At 70.6% G+C, this 18,242-nt stretch carries 33 protein-coding genes and 1 pseudogene; 29 read left to right on the top strand and 5 right to left on the bottom strand.

Features of this window, described 5'->3' with window-relative positions:
• The 18 genes and pseudogenes from BHU15_RS40815 to BHU15_RS00700 form a co-directional block, all read left to right on the top strand.
• Positions 1–181, top strand: a pseudogene (locus BHU15_RS40815) (2-oxoglutarate dehydrogenase, E2 component, dihydrolipoamide succinyltransferase); the annotation flags it as partial.
• A 159-nt stretch (positions 182–340) separates the two neighbouring features.
• A complete protein-coding gene (locus BHU15_RS00775; RefSeq protein WP_069625365.1) occupies positions 341–2,857 on the top strand; it encodes a phage/plasmid primase, P4 family in 2,517 nt (838 codons plus the stop codon).
• Positions 2,854–3,117 carry a hypothetical protein gene (locus tag BHU15_RS39620; RefSeq protein WP_141726745.1) on the top strand — a complete coding sequence of 88 codons (264 nt, stop codon included), beginning with the start codon at positions 2,854–2,856 and terminating at the stop codon, positions 3,115–3,117. Before BHU15_RS00775 ends, BHU15_RS39620 begins: the two co-directional genes overlap by 4 nt.
• Positions 3,114–3,446: a hypothetical protein gene (locus BHU15_RS00770; protein ID WP_069625364.1), complete on the top strand. Its 333-nt coding sequence runs from the start codon at positions 3,114–3,116 to the stop codon at positions 3,444–3,446. Before BHU15_RS39620 ends, BHU15_RS00770 begins: the two co-directional genes overlap by 4 nt.
• Positions 3,443–3,904 (top strand): RusA family crossover junction endodeoxyribonuclease, encoded by a 462-nt coding sequence (locus BHU15_RS00765; RefSeq protein WP_069625363.1) that lies wholly within the window; start codon positions 3,443–3,445, stop codon positions 3,902–3,904. Before BHU15_RS00770 ends, BHU15_RS00765 begins: the two co-directional genes overlap by 4 nt.
• Entirely contained in the window at positions 3,901–5,607 is a 1,707-nt protein-coding gene (locus BHU15_RS00760) for a DNA cytosine methyltransferase (RefSeq protein ID WP_255292986.1), read from the top strand. The genes BHU15_RS00765 and BHU15_RS00760 overlap by 4 nt, the downstream gene beginning before the upstream one ends.
• A gap of 352 nt (positions 5,608–5,959) precedes the next feature.
• A complete protein-coding gene (locus BHU15_RS00750) occupies positions 5,960–6,196 on the top strand; it encodes a WhiB family transcriptional regulator (RefSeq protein ID WP_069625361.1) in 237 nt (78 codons plus the stop codon).
• A 32-nt stretch (positions 6,197–6,228) separates the two neighbouring features.
• The gene (locus tag BHU15_RS00745; RefSeq protein WP_069625360.1) at positions 6,229–6,558 is read left to right on the top strand and encodes a hypothetical protein; all 330 of its coding nucleotides are present in this window, start codon (positions 6,229–6,231) and stop codon (positions 6,556–6,558) included.
• A gap of 52 nt (positions 6,559–6,610) precedes the next feature.
• A complete protein-coding gene (locus BHU15_RS00740; RefSeq protein ID WP_069625359.1) occupies positions 6,611–7,096 on the top strand; it encodes a hypothetical protein in 486 nt (161 codons plus the stop codon).
• 80 nt (positions 7,097–7,176) lie between these two features.
• Complete coding sequence (locus tag BHU15_RS00735) at positions 7,177–8,187, top strand: hypothetical protein (protein WP_069625358.1); 1,011 nt, start codon at positions 7,177–7,179, stop codon at positions 8,185–8,187.
• Positions 8,184–8,483: a hypothetical protein gene (locus tag BHU15_RS00730; protein ID WP_069625357.1), complete on the top strand. Its 300-nt coding sequence runs from the start codon at positions 8,184–8,186 to the stop codon at positions 8,481–8,483. The genes BHU15_RS00735 and BHU15_RS00730 overlap by 4 nt, the downstream gene beginning before the upstream one ends.
• Before the next feature lie 127 nt (positions 8,484–8,610).
• Positions 8,611–8,943 (top strand): hypothetical protein, encoded by a 333-nt coding sequence (locus BHU15_RS00725; RefSeq protein ID WP_069625356.1) that lies wholly within the window; start codon positions 8,611–8,613, stop codon positions 8,941–8,943.
• A complete protein-coding gene (locus tag BHU15_RS00720; RefSeq protein WP_069625355.1) occupies positions 8,940–9,389 on the top strand; it encodes a hypothetical protein in 450 nt (149 codons plus the stop codon). Before BHU15_RS00725 ends, BHU15_RS00720 begins: the two co-directional genes overlap by 4 nt.
• Positions 9,386–9,625 carry a hypothetical protein gene (locus tag BHU15_RS00715; protein WP_069625354.1) on the top strand — a complete coding sequence of 80 codons (240 nt, stop codon included), beginning with the start codon at positions 9,386–9,388 and terminating at the stop codon, positions 9,623–9,625. Before BHU15_RS00720 ends, BHU15_RS00715 begins: the two co-directional genes overlap by 4 nt.
• Positions 9,622–9,978, top strand: coding sequence for a hypothetical protein (locus BHU15_RS00710; RefSeq protein WP_069625353.1), 357 nt, complete (start codon positions 9,622–9,624; stop codon positions 9,976–9,978). Before BHU15_RS00715 ends, BHU15_RS00710 begins: the two co-directional genes overlap by 4 nt.
• Entirely contained in the window at positions 9,978–10,247 is a 270-nt protein-coding gene (locus BHU15_RS00705; RefSeq protein ID WP_069625352.1) for a hypothetical protein, read from the top strand. The genes BHU15_RS00710 and BHU15_RS00705 overlap by 1 nt, the downstream gene beginning before the upstream one ends.
• A gap of 60 nt (positions 10,248–10,307) precedes the next feature.
• Positions 10,308–10,481: a hypothetical protein gene (locus BHU15_RS39935; protein ID WP_171908288.1), complete on the top strand. Its 174-nt coding sequence runs from the start codon at positions 10,308–10,310 to the stop codon at positions 10,479–10,481.
• Positions 10,482–10,588: 107 nt separating this feature from the next.
• Complete coding sequence (locus BHU15_RS00700; protein WP_069625351.1) at positions 10,589–10,798, top strand: hypothetical protein; 210 nt, start codon at positions 10,589–10,591, stop codon at positions 10,796–10,798.
• 53 nt (positions 10,799–10,851) lie between these two features.
• Here BHU15_RS00700 and BHU15_RS00695 read toward each other — a convergent pair whose 3' ends face one another.
• The gene (locus BHU15_RS00695) at positions 10,852–11,202 is read right to left on the bottom strand and encodes a DUF6233 domain-containing protein (protein ID WP_079127782.1); all 351 of its coding nucleotides are present in this window, start codon (positions 11,200–11,202) and stop codon (positions 10,852–10,854) included.
• Between the two features lie 92 nt (positions 11,203–11,294).
• Here BHU15_RS00695 and BHU15_RS00690 point away from each other — a divergent pair, with 92 nt between their 5' ends.
• Positions 11,295–11,630: a hypothetical protein gene (locus BHU15_RS00690; protein WP_141726744.1), complete on the top strand. Its 336-nt coding sequence runs from the start codon at positions 11,295–11,297 to the stop codon at positions 11,628–11,630.
• Positions 11,631–11,644: 14 nt separating this feature from the next.
• On the opposite strand, the gene BHU15_RS39010 is transcribed toward BHU15_RS00690, so the two are convergent.
• From BHU15_RS39010 to BHU15_RS00670, 4 genes are all read right to left on the bottom strand, one after another.
• On the bottom strand, positions 11,645–12,007 hold the full coding sequence (locus BHU15_RS39010; RefSeq protein WP_107422739.1) for a hypothetical protein: 363 nt from the start codon (positions 12,005–12,007) through the stop codon (positions 11,645–11,647).
• A gap of 251 nt (positions 12,008–12,258) precedes the next feature.
• Entirely contained in the window at positions 12,259–12,654 is a 396-nt protein-coding gene (locus tag BHU15_RS39615) for a helix-turn-helix domain-containing protein (RefSeq protein ID WP_141726743.1), read from the bottom strand.
• Entirely contained in the window at positions 12,651–12,830 is a 180-nt protein-coding gene (locus tag BHU15_RS00675; RefSeq protein ID WP_069625346.1) for a DUF6221 family protein, read from the bottom strand. Before BHU15_RS00675 ends, BHU15_RS39615 begins: the two co-directional genes overlap by 4 nt.
• Positions 12,823–13,617, bottom strand: a complete 795-nt coding sequence (locus tag BHU15_RS00670; RefSeq protein ID WP_079127781.1) for a GntR family transcriptional regulator — start codon at positions 13,615–13,617, stop codon at positions 12,823–12,825. Before BHU15_RS00670 ends, BHU15_RS00675 begins: the two co-directional genes overlap by 8 nt.
• Positions 13,618–13,754: 137 nt before the next feature.
• Between BHU15_RS00670 and BHU15_RS00665 the strand changes: the two genes are divergently transcribed.
• The 10 genes from BHU15_RS00665 (at position 13,755) to BHU15_RS39915 (ending at position 18,177) form a co-directional block, all read left to right on the top strand.
• Complete coding sequence (locus BHU15_RS00665) at positions 13,755–14,057, top strand: hypothetical protein (RefSeq protein ID WP_141726742.1); 303 nt, start codon at positions 13,755–13,757, stop codon at positions 14,055–14,057.
• Positions 14,054–14,356, top strand: a complete 303-nt coding sequence (locus BHU15_RS00660) for a hypothetical protein (RefSeq protein WP_069625344.1) — start codon at positions 14,054–14,056, stop codon at positions 14,354–14,356. The genes BHU15_RS00665 and BHU15_RS00660 overlap by 4 nt, the downstream gene beginning before the upstream one ends.
• On the top strand, positions 14,356–14,514 hold the full coding sequence (locus BHU15_RS39930) for a hypothetical protein (protein WP_171908287.1): 159 nt from the start codon (positions 14,356–14,358) through the stop codon (positions 14,512–14,514). Before BHU15_RS00660 ends, BHU15_RS39930 begins: the two co-directional genes overlap by 1 nt.
• 75 nt (positions 14,515–14,589) lie before the next feature.
• Complete coding sequence (locus BHU15_RS39925) at positions 14,590–14,739, top strand: hypothetical protein (RefSeq protein WP_171908286.1); 150 nt, start codon at positions 14,590–14,592, stop codon at positions 14,737–14,739.
• Positions 14,736–15,794 carry a hypothetical protein gene (locus tag BHU15_RS00655; protein ID WP_069625343.1) on the top strand — a complete coding sequence of 353 codons (1,059 nt, stop codon included), beginning with the start codon at positions 14,736–14,738 and terminating at the stop codon, positions 15,792–15,794. Before BHU15_RS39925 ends, BHU15_RS00655 begins: the two co-directional genes overlap by 4 nt.
• Before the next feature lie 89 nt (positions 15,795–15,883).
• Positions 15,884–16,453 (top strand): hypothetical protein, encoded by a 570-nt coding sequence (locus tag BHU15_RS00650; RefSeq protein ID WP_069625342.1) that lies wholly within the window; start codon positions 15,884–15,886, stop codon positions 16,451–16,453.
• On the top strand, positions 16,450–16,959 hold the full coding sequence (locus tag BHU15_RS39005) for a hypothetical protein (protein WP_069625341.1): 510 nt from the start codon (positions 16,450–16,452) through the stop codon (positions 16,957–16,959). The genes BHU15_RS00650 and BHU15_RS39005 overlap by 4 nt, the downstream gene beginning before the upstream one ends.
• A gap of 116 nt (positions 16,960–17,075) precedes the next feature.
• A complete protein-coding gene (locus tag BHU15_RS00640; RefSeq protein ID WP_141726740.1) occupies positions 17,076–17,522 on the top strand; it encodes a hypothetical protein in 447 nt (148 codons plus the stop codon).
• 77 nt (positions 17,523–17,599) lie between these two features.
• The gene (locus BHU15_RS39920) at positions 17,600–17,770 is read left to right on the top strand and encodes a hypothetical protein (protein WP_171908285.1); all 171 of its coding nucleotides are present in this window, start codon (positions 17,600–17,602) and stop codon (positions 17,768–17,770) included.
• A gap of 233 nt (positions 17,771–18,003) precedes the next feature.
• Positions 18,004–18,177 (top strand): hypothetical protein, encoded by a 174-nt coding sequence (locus BHU15_RS39915; protein ID WP_171908284.1) that lies wholly within the window; start codon positions 18,004–18,006, stop codon positions 18,175–18,177.
• Positions 18,178–18,242: the final 65 nt, after the last annotated feature.

Raw genomic sequence — 18,242 nt, 5'->3', positions numbered from 1 at the left:
CGCCCCGGCCACGGTCCCCGGGCTCACACCGGAGCAGTACGCCGCGGCCATGGCCAACCCCGCAACCGCCGCGCTGATTGCCCAACAGCAGGCAGCCGCCGCAGCAGGGCACGCCCCCCAGCCGGCCGCGCCGATGGCCCCCACCGCCGCCCCTACGCCGGGTGACGTGCCCGCGTTCTAACCGTCCCACCAGCACCGCGGCCGTCGCGTGCGATCACCGCTCACCACGACGGCCGCGGGCCAGACCTCAGCCCCGGCACACGCCGCGAGGGCGTCGGATCGACTCCGGCCCGGGAGCACTCACACCAGCTTCACCACCAGCACTACGCAGGGAGCGACCTTGGACGCCACACCGGACACACAGGCAACAGCCATCACGCTGGCTGCCACCGGGTGCTCCGTCGTCGCCGTACGCACCGACGGAAGCAAGCGCCCCCAAGGCGAATGGAAGCGCGCACAAACCGAACGCGCCACCGAGACGGACGTCCGGGCTATGTTCGCCCACGCCCACCCCGGAGTCGGCATCATCACCGGAGCCGTGTCCGGCGGCCTGGAGATGTACGAGTTGGAAGGCCGCGCCGTCGACGAGGGCGTCCTCAATCGGCTCACCGAGATCCTCATCGCCTCCGGACTCACCGAGTTGTGGGAGCGCATCGCCACCGGGTGGCTGGAGCGCTCGCCCTCCGGCGGGCTCCACTTTCACTACCGCGTCACCGGTGGCGTCCCCGGGAACACGAAGCTCGCCTCCCGCCTGGCCCGCGAGGACGAACTCACCGACACGGAGAGGGATCTCCTCACCCGGCACCCGAACAAGAAGATCCTCCGCGGGTGGATCGAGACCCGCGGCGAAGGCGGCTTCGTCGTCACCGCGCCAAGCCACGGCCCCGTCCACCCCAGCGGCCTCCCGTACGAACTCCTCGCCGGCGGGCCCGCCACCTGCCCGACAATCACCGCCGACGAGCACCAGGCGCTCCACACGATCTCCCGCATGCTCGACGAAGTCCCCTCAGACGAGGTCGCAAAAGTAGAACCCTCCCACGCAGGCGCAGGTCAGGCCCCCCTCGACGAGGCCGCCGCATTCCTCTTCTCCACCGGTGGCGACCGCCCCGAAGGCGGGCTCACCCCAGGGGACGACTTCGAACAAAAAGCCTCGTGGGCGGACATCCTCCAACCCCACGGGTGGCGGCACCTGTTCACCAGCGGCCAGACCGTGTACTGGCAGCGCCCGGCGAAAGACGGACGCGAACCCTCCGCCACCACCGGCCGGGCCAGGGACCGCGACCGCCTCTACGTCTTCACCACGTCCACCGAGTTCGTCGCCGAACGCCCGTACACCAAATTCGGCGCGCACGCCCTCCTCAACCACGGAGGCGACCACAGCGCAGCCGCGCGCGAACTGCGCCGCCTCGGCTACGGAGAACCCGCGCCGGAACCCGTCCGCCACCTCACCTCAGTGCCCACGCAGCAGCCCGAGACCGACGGAACCGCGGCACTCCACCTCCACCCCACCGCCGAGCAGGACAGCCCCAGCACGTACTCCCGTACCGACGACGGGAACGCGCTCCGTCTCGTCGACGAACACGACCTCGACATCCGGTACGTACCGCAACGCGGGAAGTGGCTGCGATGGGACGGGCACCGATGGGCCTGGGACGACGCGGGGGAAGTCCGCGAGATGTGCCGGACCATCGCCCGCGCCCTTCCCAACGGGGAAGGCGAAGCGAAGCACCGGGCCCGCTCACTCTCCACGGCCGGGATCTCCGCCATGGTCGCCATGGCCCAGACCGACCCCAGGATCGTCGCCCACGCCGGCCAGCTCGACGCGCACCGCATGCTGCTCAACACCCCCGCCGGAGCGGTCGACCTCACCACCGGGGCAACCATCCCGCCCGACCCGGCACAGATGCACACCCGGTCGACGACGGTCGCCCCCGAGCCCGACCTGGCCACACCAAAGTGGGACAAGTTCCTTGCCCAAACGTTCGGCGGTGACAACGAACTCCTGCGGTACGTACAGCGCATGGCCGGATACTCCGCCTCCGGCAGCGTGAAGTGGCACATCCTGCCCTTCCTCCACGGCGGCGGCGGCAACGGCAAAGGCGTCTTCCTCAACGTCCTCCGCAACCTCCTCGGGGACTACGCGGCCACAGCGCCCAACTCCTTCCTCATGGCCGGGGCGCAGCGCCACGAAACAGAGATCGCCCGGCTCCACGGGCTGCGCCTCGTCATCGCCTCCGAGGTCAACCAGGAAGCCAAGTTCGACGAAGCCAAGGTGAAGGAACTCACCGGGGGGGACGGGCTGACCGCGCGGTTCATGCGGCAGGACCACTTCACGTTCGAACCCACCCACAAGCTGTGGCTGATGGGCAACCACCAGCCCCGCGTATCGGCCGGCGGAAAGTCCTTCTGGCGGCGCCTGCGCCTCATGCCCTTCACCCGCACCCCCGACGAGGTCATCGAGGACCTCGACCTCATTCTCATTTCCGAGGAAGGCCCCGGGATCCTGGCCTGGGTCATCGCGGGCGCGGTTGACGTGTTCGCCAACGGGCTCCGAGACCCGGACTCCGTGAAGGCCGCGACCGCGCAGTACGCGGCCGAGGAAGACGCACTAGCTCGGTTCCTCGAAGAGGGTTGCAGCGTCGGCGGCGGCAGCCAAGTCCGCACCGTCACCGAGGTGTTCCGCTCCGCATATGAGAAGTGGTGCCGGGGCGAAGGCGAAGACCCGATGCCCTCTCGCCAGCTCGGCCGTGAGCTGAAGGACCGCTTCAACATCGTCCGCAAAGGGTCGAACGGCACCTACTCGTACATCAACGTCGCGCTGAACGCGCCCGCTGACGATCGGTGGGACGACAAATGACCAAGATCAAAGTGCCGTTGCAGTTCCATCAAAGTGCCATCAAAAGTGCCATTGAAAACCTGCGTTTCCCCAGGTCAAAGCCCATCAGTTCCATCAGTGCCGTTGAAATCCGCAATCCAGCCCCGTGCGCACACAAGAGCGTTAATGCTCAGAAACTGGCACTGACGGCACTGATGGAACTGCCACCCCGGGTGACCTGCAACAACAGCAGTTCCATCAACGGCACTGCAACGGAACTGCCCCACGGCGGCACCCGATGACCAATCCCAACCCAGGCATCACCGCGAAGATCGCCGCCGCAGCCGACCACGCGAGACCCACCACCTGCCCCCGGTGCCGCAGCCCCGTACTCACCGCATGGGCCGGCCGCGTAGCAGCACTCCGCGTGGTCGCCGACCCGGAGCCGATCGACGCCACCGCAGAGATCCTCGCCCGACTCAACGGGCGGCTGACCTGGTTCCTGATCACCAGCTCCCTCGGGGTCCACCGCATCACCTGGCGCAACCCGACCTTCACCCCGCACGCCAAGCACCCGGTCATTGCCGATCACGTCTGTCCGCCACACCCAGTGCAGGAGACGCTCCTATGAACCGCACCTTCACCATCACGCTGCCACCAGGGCTACGGCTCCTCAACGCGAACCAGCGCGTCCACCACCGGGTACGCGCCGAACTCACCTCGGCCATCCGCGGCGCGGCCATGGCCACCTGCTCCGAAGACCCGACGATGCGCGCCGCACTCGTCACCGCCGGCACCGCCCCCGTTCTGCGCCACGCCTACATCCTCGGAGTGCTCCACCCTCCGTCCCGCAGACGAGCCGACCCCGCGAACTGGTACCCCTCGTTCAAGGCCGCCGTTGACGGACTCGTCGACGCCGGGGTCCTCGAAGACGACGACCACACCCACGTCGTCGGACCCGACATGCGCATCGGGCCCGTGGTGAAGAAGGGGCAACTCGCCCTGATCATCCAAGAACTCACCACCGCTGAACACGCCGCGTTCCAATGGGCCACCGCACCCGCGGCCCGACTGGCGGTGACCGCGTGAGTCTCCACGACAACGACGCGCTGAGCGTCATGGACTGGTTCTGCGGGGCGGGTGGATCCTCCCAAGGGGCCCACGCCGTACCGAACGTGCGGGTCACCAGGGCGGCGAATCACTGGGCGAAGGCCATCGACTCCCACGAGGCGAACTTCCCCGAGGCCAGCCACTACCGCGGGGATATCCGCAAGGCACCCGTGTGGGACTGGCCCGTCACCGACATTTTCTGGGCCTCCCCGGAGTGCACCAACTGGTCCGTGGCCAAGGGGAAGCGCCGCGACTTCGACACCGCGATGCAGGGCAGCCTGCTCGACCTCCTCATCGAGGAGCACGAGGAGGAGCCGGCCGACCTCGAAGAGGAGTCCCGGGCGCTGATGGAGGAGGTGCCGCTGTATCTGCGCGGCGTCCAGGAGCGCGGCGGCCTCGTCAAGGCCGGGGTCGTCGAGAACGTCACCGACGTGCGGGCGTGGGACCAGTGGGACCGGTGGATCGGCGAGCTGCACAAGATGGGCTACCGCACCCGGATCATCGCGCTGAACTCGATGCACGCCAACCCGCGCACGGTGCACGAGGCGCCGCAGTCCCGTGACCGGCTGTACGTCGGGTACTGGCACAAGTCCCTCGGTCGTACCCCGGACTGGGACAAGTGGCTGCGCCCGCGCGCCTGGTGCTCCGGCTGCGACCAGTGGGTGCAGGCCATGCAGGTCTTCAAGCAACCCGGTCGCGACATGGGCCGCTACCGCACCCAGTACGTGTACCGCTGCCCGTCCACCAGCTGCCGCAACCAGATCGTCGAACCCCGGGCCCTCCCCGCAGCGGCGGCGATCGACTGGACCATCCCCGGTCAGCGCATCGGCGACCGCACCAAGCCCCTCGCGGACAAGACGATCGCCCGCATCGAGGCCGGGCTGAAGAAGTTCAGCAGACCCGTCCCGATGATGGTCCCGGCCGGCGGCACCTGGCGGGACAACGCGGTCAGCGTGGGCGAGCCGATGGCCGCGCGCACCACCCGCGAGAACGACGGTCTCATGGTGCCGCCGCTCCTCGTCCCCGTGGAGGGCCGCGACGGGAAAGAAGCCCGTTCCGCCCACGACCCACTCCGCACCATGACGACCCGCAACGAAACCGGTCTGGCATGGCTGCCGTTCATCGCCGAACTCCGCGGCGGCGGGTCCGTCGCCCGGTCGGTGTCCGACGCCCTGGCCACGGTCACCGCGTCCGGCAATCACCACGGGCTCGTCACGCCGGAACTGCCCGCGATGGTCATGCGGAACAACAGCAGCCGGAAGGGGTCGGGCGGCGAGCACTGCACCCCGGCAACCGAGCCGCTGCGGACCCTGACCACGACAGGACACCAGTCCCTCGTCACCTGGCAGGACATCCTCGTCCCGTACTACAGCAACGGCACCGCCCGGACCGTCGCCGAGCCGATCGGCGCACTCTCCACCCGCGACCGATACGCCCTCGTGCGCGGCGACGTCGACCTCAACGACGTCCGGTTCCGGATGCTCGAACCCCACGAGATCGGCCGAGCCATGAGCTTCGCCGACGAATACATCGTCCTCGGCACGAAGCGCGACAAGGTCCGCCAGTACGGCAACGCCGTCACCCCCAACGCCGCCGAAGTCATCCTCTGCGCCCTCGTCGAAGCCGTCACCGGGGACGAGATGGAGCGTTACGCCACGGCCGAACTGGAGGCCGCAGCATGAGCCCCATCCCCGCCTGGGACGACCTCATGGTGAACCTCGGTCTCGAACCCTCTGCCCCGAGACGGCAGCCGGCGAGTCGCCCGGGTGCGATCACCAAGTGCGGCACCGCCGCCGGGTGGGACCGGCACCGCCGGCGGAACGAACCCCCGTGCGACCCGTGCCGGGAAGCGAAGAACGCGGCCCGACTGAAGGCGCGTCGAGCCCGCGGCGTGACCCCGCTGAAGATCGCGGAATGCGGTACCGCGGCCGGTGCCCACCGGCACTGGCGGTACGGCGAGCCGGTCTGCGAACCGTGCCGTGCCGCCCGCGCTGAGGCGAGCCGTGCGCAGCGCGCCAAGAGGAAGGCCAGCTCATGAGCCGGGTGCAGGAGTGGCGCGACGACGCGTTGTGCGCCGAGGTCGATCCGGAGATTTTCCACCCGAAGCAGGGCGAGTCGATCGGCCCTGCCAGGGAGGTGTGCATGGCCTGCCCCGTACGACGCGAATGCGCCGACCACGCGATCCCCAACGAGCCGTACGGCGTCTGGGGCGGCCTCTCCCCGAGGGAACGGCAGCGCTTGCGCCGCAGTCTCGCGCCCACCGCCGCCTGACCAACCACACCCCGACCCAACAGGAGAACCACGTGCCCGACATCCCCGACGCCACCTGCCAGCCCGTCCGTTACGAGGTGTCGATCCTCCCCGAGGACGACATCAACCGGCACGTCTTCAACATCGACGTCGAGTACCGCGGCGACGGACGGTGGGCCGTCACCCGGCACGGCTCCTGCCTCGGCGCTGACGGCGAATGGGACTTCGGGATCAAGGAGTACGACCGGGGCGACAACTGGCTCACCGCACATCGGTTCGACCTCGACACCGCGCTGCGCCTCGCCCGCCAGCACGCCGCGCACATCGTCGTCAACGGGCACACCGCGCTCGACGCGTACCGCCGCACCCGGCCCACGACCTGACCCCCGCCGGGATCCGGTCCTCGCCGGCCCGCGCGCCACGAAGGAGCAGCACATGCCCGACCGCCAGCACGAACACGGCACCTACTACTGGAACGCCGACAGCCCCCATTGCGAGCACGGAGCCGAGCCCGACTGGAACACCAACGGCGAAGCGTGGGACCTCTGGTCCGACCGGCACCCGGTGAGCGAAGACGGCCGCATCTGCCTCGACGCGCCCGCCGGTGAAGCCTGCTTCGACTGCTCCACTGAGGAGGGCGACATGGTCCCGTGGGCTGCCTGCCGCGCCCGCGAGCACGCCAAGCCGAAGCACGGCATGGTCCCCAGTCCGGCCGCCGAGCACCAGCGGGTGACCGTCTGGGTCGGCATCCTCGAATGCCTCGACCGCGAGTGCGACGAGTACTTCACCGATGACGGGGATGCCGACCCCGGTGTCGAGCTGTGCTCGCACATCCGCGAAGAGCGGGCGTGCTCCTGCCAGCGCGGTCCCGACGACGAGTACAGCAGTGAGCCGTGCGCGGCCCTCGTCCCTGCCGCGTGACTACCCCGCTGTGCGCCCGCCCCGTTCGACCCGGGGCGGGCGCCATCCGAGTCCATCACCTGACCGACTGGAGATCAACCGTGACCACGCCCGAGCCCGAGCCCACGATCCGTCCCGACGCCGAGTTGTACGTGCTGCTGCGGAAGGCGGGGGTGGACCGGCTTGCCGCGCAGGCGTTGATCGACGCGCACGCCGAGCACGCCCGCGTCACCGTCCCCGCGTCCGGGGTGCAGCCCGACACCCGGCCTGCGTCTTTGAGTGCGGCCTTCACTGCCACACCTGCCCCAAAGGGGCCTCAAAGCCCGGCGACCGCCCGGCCTGTGCCCGACACCGAGCGGCGCGACCGGTACGCGAAGGCGCTGTACGAGCGAGCGAACCCCGGCGGCGTGCCCTGGTCCTCCGTCGACGAGGTGTACCGGACGAACTACTACGAGGACGCCGATGCCGCGATGGCCGTGGCGGACGAGGAGCAGCGGGACCTCCGCGCCGACCGGGACAACCTGCGCGTCATGTACGACGTGTCCGAGGCCCGGGTGCACGACCTGATCGAGGAGCGCGACTGCCTGCGTGCGGAGCTGGAGCAGGCCCGCCGGGAGCGAGGCCGGTACCGGTCCGCGTGGACGTCAGCGCGGGAACGGGCCGCCGCCTACGGGGAAGGCATCCTGCGTCACGTCGAAGACCGCGAGACGTGGCGCCGCTGGCTGAAGGAAGCCGAGACCCGCATCGCCGAGCTGGAGCAGGCCCGCGCCAACACGGTTGTGTGTATCTGCGGGCACCCCGAGCAGCAGCACTTCGAAGACGCCTGCCTCACCTGCGACTGCGGCGACTACCTGGAGCCCTCCGCCGCCCGCGAGGTGATCGCCCGCTGGAGGACAGCCGCCCAGCAGGCCCGCGCCACCACGCTGGACTCCGGGGCGAAGCGCACCGAGATCCGCCAGTCATACCTCGACCTGGCAGCGCAGGCCCGCGAGGACCGCGACTTCGAGGGTGAAGCCGACGCTGCCCAGGCTCTCCGCAAGCGCGAGGAGCAGTGGGCCAAGGAGGACGCCGCCGAGCCCGGTGGGCAGGCCGAGGACGGGGCGCAGTCGTGAGCGACCCGGTGTACGTCGTCCAAGAGCAGCCCACCGGCCGCTGGATCGCAGAGTGCTGCGACAACCGGTGCGGCTACTTCCCCCATGGGCTCGCGGACAGCGCGACGAAGTCCCGAGCCGAGGCCGCTGCCACCCGGCACCGGAAGCTCCTGCGCACCATGCCGCGCGAGGACTTCGAGCCCCGCTCCGACAGTTGCCCGACCTGCAACCAGTCGGTCAAGGCGATCGAGGCGCTTCAGGAACTCGTGGAGGAACTGGAGTCCAAGCTCCGCCACGCCACATCCACTGCCGCCTGACCCCGGTGTGGCGCGCCCTGACCCCCACGGGGCGCGCCACACGCCCGTCTCCCGCCCGAGCACCCGCCCGACGGGGCCCAGTCACCCCGAGGGCGCCACACGCCCGCACAACACCACGGAGGACCACATGACCACACCCGCCGACAGTCCGTTCGTCCCCAAGGGGGAACCCCGGTTCGATAGCGGCCAATCCTGCGGCTACAAGCCGTCCGGGGCGCCCGAGGACTGCGGGAAGCCCGCGACGTGGCACGTGATGTGGGACGGCGAACTGGACAACAGCATCACCTGCGACGAGCACATGGCCCTGATCCAGGCCCGGTGGGTGTACGACGACCGGCACCCCGTCGTAGCGGACTGCACCATGCCCGGCGCCCTGTGGTCCTACCCCGACAAACGGTGCGAGTTCCCGAGCGACGAACCCGCCCTCGCGGTGGCGACGACCTTGAAGGAGACCCGATGACCAGCCCCGCCGACGAACTCAGGGCCGCCACCCTGACGCTGAGGGAACGCGCCACCACCGCGCTCGCCAACCCCTTCAACGGCGACAACACCCAGCACTGGAGCTGCCGCCTCCGGGCCACGAATCGAACCGATGGCTTCCCGCCCACAGCCACCATCACTTCCGACCCCGACCTCGGGAAAAGCATCATCCACGGAGGAGGCGGGCGCACCGGTCGCGGCCCGTGGGTGTTCGCCGCCCACGGCGAATACATCGCCCTCATGGACCCCGCGCTCGGGCTGCTGTTTGCCGACTGGCTGGACGTGGCGGTCGACCTGATCGACGACTACCCCGACCTCGGGCACATCCACATCGACGGCGAGCCCTGCACAGACCTCGCCTGCCGAACTGTCCACGCCGCCCTTGCGGTGGCCCGGCAGATCAACGGGACGGAGACCACGCCGTGACCCTCGCCCGACTCCTCACCGCCGCCCCCGCACTCGTCCTCCTCGCCGCGATGGTCATCGTCCTCGCCCTGGTCTTCGGCGAGCACCGACGCCTGAGGCGCATCGAGGCCGGCCTGGCCGAGCGCCGTGCGCGCCCGCACTCCGTACACGCGGGCACCGCCGCCCAGGATGCGGCGGCCATCACCAAAGCCGCGATCGAGGAACAGCGCGACATCCAGGAAGGCCACGCCGCATGACCGAGAAGCGCCTCACCATCAACGACATCACCAGCGACCAACTCGACACGCTGTACGACCGGATTGCCGAGCTGGAGAAAGACCTCGGCGACGCGCACGAGGAGGCCAACGACCTCGCCCTCCACAACGACAAGACGTGTGAGGCGGTCAAGGAACGCGACGCCTACCGGGCCGCGTGGCACTCGGCCCGGTCCCGCGCCCGAGGTCGCGTCCAGGCGCAGGCCGCGCTCGACCGCGTACGCCAGCTCGCTGCTGCATGGGCCGACCCCAAGAACCGGGACAGCGTCGGCATGCGACACGCCGTCGCCGCCACTGCGCTGACCGTGACGATCAACGGACCGAAGGAGAACTGATGCACTGCCGCGTCTTCGCCGCCAGCATCGCCCGCACCCTCACCGCCCGCGGCCACAACAACGCCCTCACCGGCCCCACCTGGTCCCCCGGCCACCGCGCTACGCAGGCCAGCCCCACCACCGTCCGCCTCTGGCACGACGGGCCCAACGAGCAGGACCACCTCGACCAGTACGCCGAGGCGTTGCGGGCCGACGGCCTCACCGTCACCCACGAACAGACCCCCGGGAAGCGGCCGTCGCTCCGGCTCACCCAGCAGAACGGGAACTAAGCACCCACCCGATACGTCCACATCAACACCACGTAATCACCACAACCCACAGGGGGAACCATGGCCGTAGCCGCGAACAGCAAGCACAGAGAAGCCGCCCGCGACGCGCTCCTCGACGCCATCACCGAGAAGGTCGCCGAGGTCAAGAAGGATGGCGGCGGCGTCGACTTCGAAGTGGCCCGGCTCAAGAAGCTTGCCGAGGCGTACGCCCTGGTCGTCCACGGCAAGGACTGACATCTCGTGAGCTACGCCGACGACCCGGCACGCTTGGCGCGCCTTCTGCGGAACCTCGCCGATGCGCTGGAAGCAGCGGGCGTCAACCCAAGCGGATCCAGCACGCGGTGACCGCGAAGACGAACCGCAGCAAGGCCGACCAGGACCCGGCGCAGTGGATGCCGCCGAGCGCCGACGCGCGCTGTACGTACATCGCGGACTGGGTATCCACCAAGCTCCGCTGGCAACTCGCCGCCGACGTAGCGGAGCGGGACGCACTCGCCCGGATCGCCGAGGGCTGTGGTCGGCAGCAGGTGGAGTACACCGTCGCCCCCTAGTCGCGTATGCCATGCGCCCGCCCCGTCTAGATTCCGGGGCGGACGTTCGTGCGTCAGTCCAGTACGCCGAGTTCCCTCTCCGGCCGGCACAGCACGCACGGCGGCACACCCCCGCGCGTCAGCGCCTCGATCGCCTGCTCCCTGCTGACAGCGTCCATGCTGGCCGCTCCCGGTATCCAGCATTCTGCGGTGTGCACCATCGCGGGGCGCACCGCCCGTCCGCCCATGCCGTACTGAACACACCAGTCGGGCGGTGGTGGGGGTGGCCGGCGCCGGGCGTGTTCGGCGGCGCGCTGCTCCTCTGTGGCGATCCACCTGTCCGTACGCGCGAGGTCGGTGGCTTGGACGCGGCGTAGGAAGTGGAGCGCTGCGAGGCGTTCCTCCGACGATGGGGATTCGGACACGCGTTCGAGTGTAGATGGCATCGAACACCCGGGGCGGCGGGAGTACCCCGTTCCGCTCCGCAACCTGCCACGCCACCGCTACCGTCCACCACGTGCCGTACACCTACCGCTGCGAGACCTGCGCCGTCACCGCCCCACGCCGCACAACCGCGCCAGACGCCAAGGCCGACCGGCGCGAACACCGGGCAGCGGCCCACTACGGTCTCGCCCCGGACGGGGACGCGGTCCTGGAGACCCCGGGCTGGGTGTCCACTGTGCTGCGCGCGGCGGCCGGCGGGATCGCGGAGTACGCGCGAAAAACCGCCCAGAAGCCGCGCCCCCGAGAGGCCCCTCCGGAGCACTGGCGGCAGGCCGTACTCCTCCTCGCGGTCGGCGCCGGGGCGATTCTGCTGCTCGGCATGCTCGTACGCGCGGTCACCGGCACGTAGACCGTCAATCACGGCTACAGATCGAGAACCGCCCAGTGCCGGCGCCCGTCCTCGGCGGTGTCCGTACCGCACGACACCGCACCCAGGGCGGCCAGCTCCGGCAACACCGCCTCGTCCGCGACCGCGAGCCCCGGCCGGTGGGACAGGGCGACGATCAGTGCCTGACGGTTCTGGTCGGCCAGGTGCACGGAAACCCGCCGGCCCCCGTCCGCCACCGCCGTGGTGACGAGGAGCGCGGTCAGGTTCCCGGCGGCCTGGTCGGCGGCGGTGTATCCCCAGGTGTGGAGCTTGGCCACAACCTCACGGGACGCCTTGCCGGCGGTCCACGGGGCGGCTTCCAGCCCCCAGGTCGCGGCGCGCCGGTTGGCCACGCTCATCCGCGCCCGGCCCCGCACGGCCGGTGTTGCCGACTTCGGCTTCGTGTCCGGTGTCGGGCGCGGCGGTTGGACCGGGCGCTTCGGCGGGGGCGGGGTTTTCGGCGGGTGGTCCGGGTGGTGCTCCATATGCGCTCCCGACATCGGCGGTTACCCAGTGTACGGCGGACGTCACGAGTGCGGCAGGAGAACGGGACAGCACAGCGCCCCGCCGTTGAGATCAGCGGAGCGCAGACACGTACGAGAAAGCAGCGCTACGGGCGCTGCTCTGAGCCCCGCCCGAGATCGATCAACCCGAGCCGCTCGGCCTCCGCGATCGCCTCCTCCAGCGTGCCCACGCCCAACCGCCGTCGTACGTCCAACAGATACGTGGTCACCGTTCCGGCGGTCAGGCCGTGCCATCTCCCGATCTGATCCGGCGTCCACCCCAACGCGGCCTGCTCCAGAATCATCGCCAGGCGAGAGGTCAGGGGTGCAACTCCTTCCCGCTCCTCCCGGCTCGGGCTCGGTGCTGGTGGTGCAGGAGCCGGAAGGGGCTCGTACCCGGCCTCGCGAAGCGCCCGTTCCAGCCCTCCGGCGTAGGCGATGCGGAGCAGCTTTTTGGCGTCGGCGCCGTTCAGCGGGCGCCCGTCCTGTCGTCCGGTACTCAAGGCCGCCACGCTTCCAGGTAGTCAGGGTGATCGGCGTAGGGCAGCGCGAGCCCTCGAAGGATCGGGTTCATTGCGTCGCACGACAGCCTCTTACCTGACCCGTCCCACATCACGGCGCGCGCCGTCCGCTCGTCCTCATCGAGCCGGGCCCGTACGAACGCCACCAGATCACCCACCGTCGGACTCCTTCCTCGGCCAGACCGCCGACTCGTCCCGCAGCACCCGGTAAGACACGGCGAACAGATCCGCGCTCATCCTCGTCTGGTTGACCTCGACCACTAGGTCACTCACCTGCGACACGCGCGTCACGATCAGCACCGGCAGGCCACCCCCTATGCGCAGCCGCTGCTGCTCCACATCGTTCGCCGGCCGCGACGAGATGGTCTCCGTCCACTCGATCGGCACGCCGAGATGCTCCTCGATCCGGTCGTAGATCCCGCCCGGACCAGTCTTCGCGGCGCCGAGGACCGGCAGTTCACCGACGAGACGCATCGGCAGATACGACGTGGCGAGCTGGTACGGGTGCTCAGCATCCGGCGGGCCGACAGCCCGGTCCCGGATCATGACGTGCTGGCCGCGCCCGACGCCCAGAGCGTCCGCGACATCCGCCGGGGGCACGCCGACTTCCTGCGTCGCGGGGCCGATGCCGCGCCAGTCCTGCGCGCCCTTGTCGAAGAAGTACCCGATCTCGTCACGGTAGGCGTGCCGGTCGCGGACGATCGTCGGCGCCGGCGGCGCCGGGCGAATGAAGGTGCCGCGGCGCCCTTCGCTGTAGAGCAGCCCCTCGGCGACGAGGTGCTTGACGGCCCGGTGCGCGGTCTCCCGTGCGACCCCGTACCTCTCGCGCAGGCGGTCGATGCCGGGGATCGGCTTGTCCACCGGCCATTGGCCAGCTTCGACATCGCGGCGGATCATGCCCGCGACGTCCCTGTATGTGCTGCCCATGGCGTCCTCTCGGGTCATCTGCCCTCCTATCCTATACAGGCCCCATCTGAATGGGGTAGTGTCCGCTGTGTTGTGAAGCAAAGCGGCCCTGACCTGGTCTTGCACACCAGGTCAGGGCCCATGCGATACCCCCTGCACGCACACAGGAGGACCACATGCCCATGCACACTATCCTGCGTAACACACCTCTATCCCAGCCGCTCGACGCCCCTGCCGTCACGGATCCGCCTCGGGTGCTGAACTTCGACAGCTACGGCTCCTTCTGGGGCGCCGACACGGTCGCCGAGACCGAGGCGTCGATCACCGCCGCCCGCGCCGCCGGCCAGCACATCGACGAGTGGAACGTGACGGACCGCGGGGGCGCGCTGCTGCGGATCGTCCGCATCGCGGACCCGCAGTTCCTCGACACCATCAGCGTCATCCCCGGCACCACCGGCCGTACGGCGGTGGCCGCGTGAACACGCCCCCCACCCAGGCCGACGAAGCGCTGCGGCAGATCCAGGCGTCCCCGTCGTACGCGCAGCAGGTGCTCCTCACCACTGCCGCCGTGCTCCGTATCCAGGCCGAACGCGTCCTGCACCCCCGCGTCCTCGACATCGCGCTCGGCTTCGGCGCCGACGCCATCGTCGGTGAACTGCCCACGGCCGTTCAGCTCGACGCGATGGATCGGGCGCGCGCCGCGCTGCCCGACGTCGGCAACACCGTGACGCACGGCGAGTACGCCCTGCTCCTCGACGCGATCGCGAAAACCGTCTGATGGCCGCCGAGAAGCCGCGCCCGAACCCGATCGTGGACGCCCCCGCGACCCCGGCCGCGTGCCAGCAGGACCGCGACCGGGCGCAGGGCCAGGGGCCCGCCAACACGCAGCTCGCCGAAGCACGGCAGCACGCTGCCGAACAGGCCGCGACCCGCTGACCAACCAGACCGCCGGGCCCCCGCAACCCAACCCCCGCCGCGGGGGCTCGGCTTCACCTCGAAGGACCACAGCTCATGCGCCGACGTCGCCCGACCCTCGGCACCCCGCTCGCCCGCTACGGGTTCACCGCCCTCGCCGCGCTGTCGATCGCCACCGGCCAGCCCCTCCCCGCATTCATCTGCGGCACCCTCGCCGCGCTCGCCTGGAAGGCCCCACGACGATGAACACCCCCGGACAGCCGGACCCCGCCCCCGGACACCGTCTGCCCGGCGTCCGGTACCGCACCGAGACCCGCCAGCGCCTCGTCCCCCACACCGTCAACGGCGACACCGAGATCATCGAAAAGGACTACGACGTCCTCATCCCCGTCCCGCCCAAGGACTGGGACCGCATCGTCATGACCGCGGTCACCGCCGTCGCTGCCGGCCTCCTCGCCATCGCGATCGTCTGGTCCGTCGCCAGCATCGGCGACCTCCTCGCCCGCGCCGTCGTCGACCCGATCGCCTACCTCGCCGCGTCCGCGTTTGCGCTGGTCTGGGTGAGCTGCATGGCCTTGGAGTGGCTGGCTCGGTACAACGCCGACCGCGCCAAAGGGCCGCGCACCGCCGGGACCGTCGCCCTGGTCCTCGATATGGCGGCCGTCGCGGCGCACGGGCGCCTGGAGGACTCCCTGTACGTCGGGCTCGCCGGGGCAGCCGTGTCCGCGGTTGCGAAGTACATGTGGTCCACCGTCATGAAGGCGCAGGCGCGCCCGCTCCCCGAGCTGACCCGCCGCTGGCTGGCCAAGCGCGAGGCGGACATCACCGCCCGGCTTGCCCTCGGCGCACAGCTCCGCAACCTGGCCCGCGTGGAGGGGCAGGCCGCCGTGTACGCCCCGCCCGCGATCACCGCCGCTGTACCGGACACCGAGGCGGACACGCCCGGACACGACGCCCGGACAGTCGTGTCCGCCGTCCTCGCCGCGTCCGCGACCATGCCGGACGCCACCCCCAAGGACATCGTGGCGCAGCTCGCCGACGCCGGGATCGCCACCGACGAGGACACCGTCCGCGACATCCTCGACACGGACACGGACACGACGGACAGCAGGTCACAGCCCCGCGTCCGGGCCATCGCCCCGGCCGGACAGTCCATCGCGGACAGCGTCCGGACAGCCCTCGCATCCGGCATCACGGACAGGGCCGCAGTCCTGTCCTACGTCCGAGGCATCCACGGACAGCACGTCCCCGCGGACACCGTCGCCCGGACACGCCGCCGCGTCGAACCGGACGCCTCGTGACCGCCGACCCGGGCCCGGACGAGTCCCGCATCCGCCACCTCCTACGCCGCCAAGGTGTCGGCCCACACGCTCACCACCCCGGAGACCCGATGGCCACCGAGCCGATCGTCCCGTCCCGCATCATCCCCGCCGGCGCCCCGCTGCCGCCTCGCGCGCCCGAGCCGGGTGAGGCGCCGCCGTGGCGCACCCCGCCTCCGGCGCCGCCCGCGCCCCCGGCCAAGCCGCCGCCAGCCGACTGGCACCGCATGCCCCCACCGCCGCCCGACCCGCAGCCGATCGCCGTACGGGTCACCGTCGACATGGTCTATCCGGACCCGGAGCCCGAGCCGTCCCGCTGGGAACGGATCTGGTCGTGGCTCACCGGCCTCGCCCGCCCGTGGCAGATCTGCGCCGCCCTCACCTCCGCGATGCTGCCGATCCCGTTCACCGGGTACAGCGCGGGCACCACCTGGGCATACACCGTGTCCGAGGCCCGCGACGGGTTCGGCGTCCCGTACGGCTACGGCCTCGCCCTGGTCCCCCTGCTCATCGTCGGCCGGGTGTTCCTCCGTACCCGCCGCACCCTGCCCCTCGTCGCCCTCGCGATCACCCTCGTCGGCGTGACCGGCGCGATCGACCTGTTCGACCCCGTCACCGCCCTCACCGGAGTACGCCCATGAACACCACCGGCCTGACCCTCACCGGGCTCGCCATCAGCCTCGCCGTCCTCTACGGCAACCTCCGCCCCTGGTGGAAGGGCGGCCACGAGCTGAAGTCCCTCGCTCCGTTCGGCTCCGGGTTCGCCCTAGGCGCGGTCGGCACCATCTGCACCGGCGGCATCCTCGGCTGGCTCGCCGGATGCTCCGCAGGCGTCGCCAACCGGGCAGGTGAGACCGGAACCAGCGCCGTCACCGGCAGCGCCCCGGCCGGCGCCCTCACGAAGGGCAGCCTCGGACAACTCACCCCCGAAGGGGCGCTGATCGTCTTCCTGATGACGGTGGGCGTCGTCCTCGCGTGGAAGGCCGCCAAGAAGGACGAGAAGAAGCGCATGGTCGGAGGCGCTTTCTGCGGCTTCACCCTGTGCGTCACCGCCGGGGTCGCGAGCCTCCTCGACTGGCTGCCCGGCCTGGTCAACGAGGGTGGGGCGCAGCTGCGGGCGATCGTGGAGAGCGCGGGCATCCTGTGACCCGGCGTCAACGGGCAGCCGAGCGGCTGTGGTTCGGGTCGACTGAGCTAGCCCGGCAGTTCGCCGACCGGGCTGCGGCCTGGGTCCGGAAGGGGCCCACCCGGACGCACCGCGTCGTGCGGATCGTCCTGGTGGTCCTCGGGCTGTACGTGGCCGCGCGCATCGTGCGCGCCGCTCCCAACGTCATGTGGGTGCTCACCGCCGTGTGGTGCTGGTGCGCCGCACTCGCAGGCTGGACAACCGAGGAGATCACCGAGGGCGCCCCGGTCGAGAACGACGCAGCGCCCGATTCGGCCGCCGTGCGGACGCTCCTCGTTGAGGTCCTGGGCGACCGCCCGGCGGTGCACCTCTCGACAGTCCTCAAGCACCTTCAGGAGGGCGGCCACCACCCCGGCTGGACGGTGACCGATCTGCGCGTCCGTCTGGCGGCCCTGGGCATCCCCCACGACCGCCGCGTGAAGGTGGGCCGCATCCCGACTTGGGGGGTCCGCCGGAGGGACCTCGAAGCCCCTTCCCCGGACGATGCCCCAGGCCCGTCTCCCACCTCGTCTACCGCCGCCTGACCTGCACGTCTACCGATCCATCTACCACGGTCTACCGGCGCATCTACCGCCCGTCTACCCACCCCGAGAGGACCCTCATGGACAAGCAGCAGGCCGTACGCGAGGCCGCCGCGGCAGTACTGGAGCACGGCGGCCCCGAGTGCCGTACCGACCCGCACCAGCCGCTCGACGCGATGGGCCGGGCGTACGACGCCGGGGCCACAGATGAGGACATCCGCGCCGAGATCGCTCGGCAGCGCACCGCCTGACCACAGCTCATCCCCGGGGCGGCCGTCACGCCGGCAAGCAGACCGGCCGCCCCGGGTCCCATCCCATCTCTGAGACAGGACCCGATCATGGCACTCAACGCGAAGATCCCAACAGCCCCCGGAACCCGGCCCGACCCGAAGCACGAAACGGTGTACCAGCCCTCCCGCGGCGGCCACTACCCGGCGCCGCCGAAGCCTGTCCCCGGCACGCCGAAGAAGGGATGATGGACAGCATGAGCCAGCCCGTGAACCTGACCAAGAGCCCGGTACCCGACCCGCATGCTCAGCTCCGGAAGCACATGGCCCAGATGCGGTCAGGAGCCCGAGCCGTTCTCGAAGGGGCCGCGTTCCGTGAGGCGGGACTGGGGCTCCAGCGCTTCGCCGAAGGTTTCCGCCACCGCCCCTGACCGACCAGCAACTCCTCACCAGGCCCCGATCGCACCGCGCGGTCGGGGCCTTCCCCATGCCGCCC

The organism is Streptomyces niveus, assembly GCF_001723055.1.
GTDB lineage: Bacteria > Actinomycetota > Actinomycetes > Streptomycetales > Streptomycetaceae > Streptomyces > Streptomyces niveus.
The sequence above is the reverse complement of the archived record's forward strand: the minus strand, read 5'-3'. Positions and strand labels throughout refer to the sequence as shown.

What these genes read in the sequence shown, in the direction of transcription:
- BHU15_RS00725 (WP_069625356.1), top strand. Translation starts at nt 8,611, where the DNA reads ATGACCACACCCGCCGACAGTCCGTTCGTCCCCAAGGGGGAACCCCGG.
- BHU15_RS39620 (WP_141726745.1), top strand. Translation starts at nt 2,854, where the DNA reads ATGACCAAGATCAAAGTGCCGTTGCAGTTCCATCAAAGTGCCATCAAA.
- BHU15_RS39930 (WP_171908287.1), top strand. Translation starts at nt 14,356, where the DNA reads ATGGCCGCCGAGAAGCCGCGCCCGAACCCGATCGTGGACGCCCCCGCG.
- BHU15_RS00720 (WP_069625355.1), top strand. Translation starts at nt 8,940, where the DNA reads ATGACCAGCCCCGCCGACGAACTCAGGGCCGCCACCCTGACGCTGAGG.
- BHU15_RS00670 (WP_079127781.1), bottom strand. Translation starts at nt 13,617, where the DNA reads ATGACCCGAGAGGACGCCATGGGCAGCACATACAGGGACGTCGCGGGC.
- BHU15_RS00665 (WP_141726742.1), top strand. Translation starts at nt 13,755, where the DNA reads ATGCCCATGCACACTATCCTGCGTAACACACCTCTATCCCAGCCGCTC.
- BHU15_RS39005 (WP_069625341.1), top strand. Translation starts at nt 16,450, where the DNA reads ATGAACACCACCGGCCTGACCCTCACCGGGCTCGCCATCAGCCTCGCC.
- BHU15_RS39010 (WP_107422739.1), bottom strand. Translation starts at nt 12,007, where the DNA reads ATGAGCGTGGCCAACCGGCGCGCCGCGACCTGGGGGCTGGAAGCCGCC.
- BHU15_RS00740 (WP_069625359.1), top strand. Translation starts at nt 6,611, where the DNA reads ATGCCCGACCGCCAGCACGAACACGGCACCTACTACTGGAACGCCGAC.
- BHU15_RS00750 (WP_069625361.1), top strand. Translation starts at nt 5,960, where the DNA reads ATGAGCCGGGTGCAGGAGTGGCGCGACGACGCGTTGTGCGCCGAGGTC.
- BHU15_RS39935 (WP_171908288.1), top strand. Translation starts at nt 10,308, where the DNA reads ATGGCCGTAGCCGCGAACAGCAAGCACAGAGAAGCCGCCCGCGACGCG.
- BHU15_RS00765 (WP_069625363.1), top strand. Translation starts at nt 3,443, where the DNA reads ATGAACCGCACCTTCACCATCACGCTGCCACCAGGGCTACGGCTCCTC.
- BHU15_RS00655 (WP_069625343.1), top strand. Translation starts at nt 14,736, where the DNA reads ATGAACACCCCCGGACAGCCGGACCCCGCCCCCGGACACCGTCTGCCC.
- BHU15_RS39920 (WP_171908285.1), top strand. Translation starts at nt 17,600, where the DNA reads ATGGACAAGCAGCAGGCCGTACGCGAGGCCGCCGCGGCAGTACTGGAG.
- BHU15_RS00705 (WP_069625352.1), top strand. Translation starts at nt 9,978, where the DNA reads ATGCACTGCCGCGTCTTCGCCGCCAGCATCGCCCGCACCCTCACCGCC.
- BHU15_RS39915 (WP_171908284.1), top strand. Translation starts at nt 18,004, where the DNA reads ATGAGCCAGCCCGTGAACCTGACCAAGAGCCCGGTACCCGACCCGCAT.
- BHU15_RS00710 (WP_069625353.1), top strand. Translation starts at nt 9,622, where the DNA reads ATGACCGAGAAGCGCCTCACCATCAACGACATCACCAGCGACCAACTC.
- BHU15_RS39925 (WP_171908286.1), top strand. Translation starts at nt 14,590, where the DNA reads ATGCGCCGACGTCGCCCGACCCTCGGCACCCCGCTCGCCCGCTACGGG.
- BHU15_RS00650 (WP_069625342.1), top strand. Translation starts at nt 15,884, where the DNA reads ATGGCCACCGAGCCGATCGTCCCGTCCCGCATCATCCCCGCCGGCGCC.
- BHU15_RS00770 (WP_069625364.1), top strand. Translation starts at nt 3,114, where the DNA reads ATGACCAATCCCAACCCAGGCATCACCGCGAAGATCGCCGCCGCAGCC.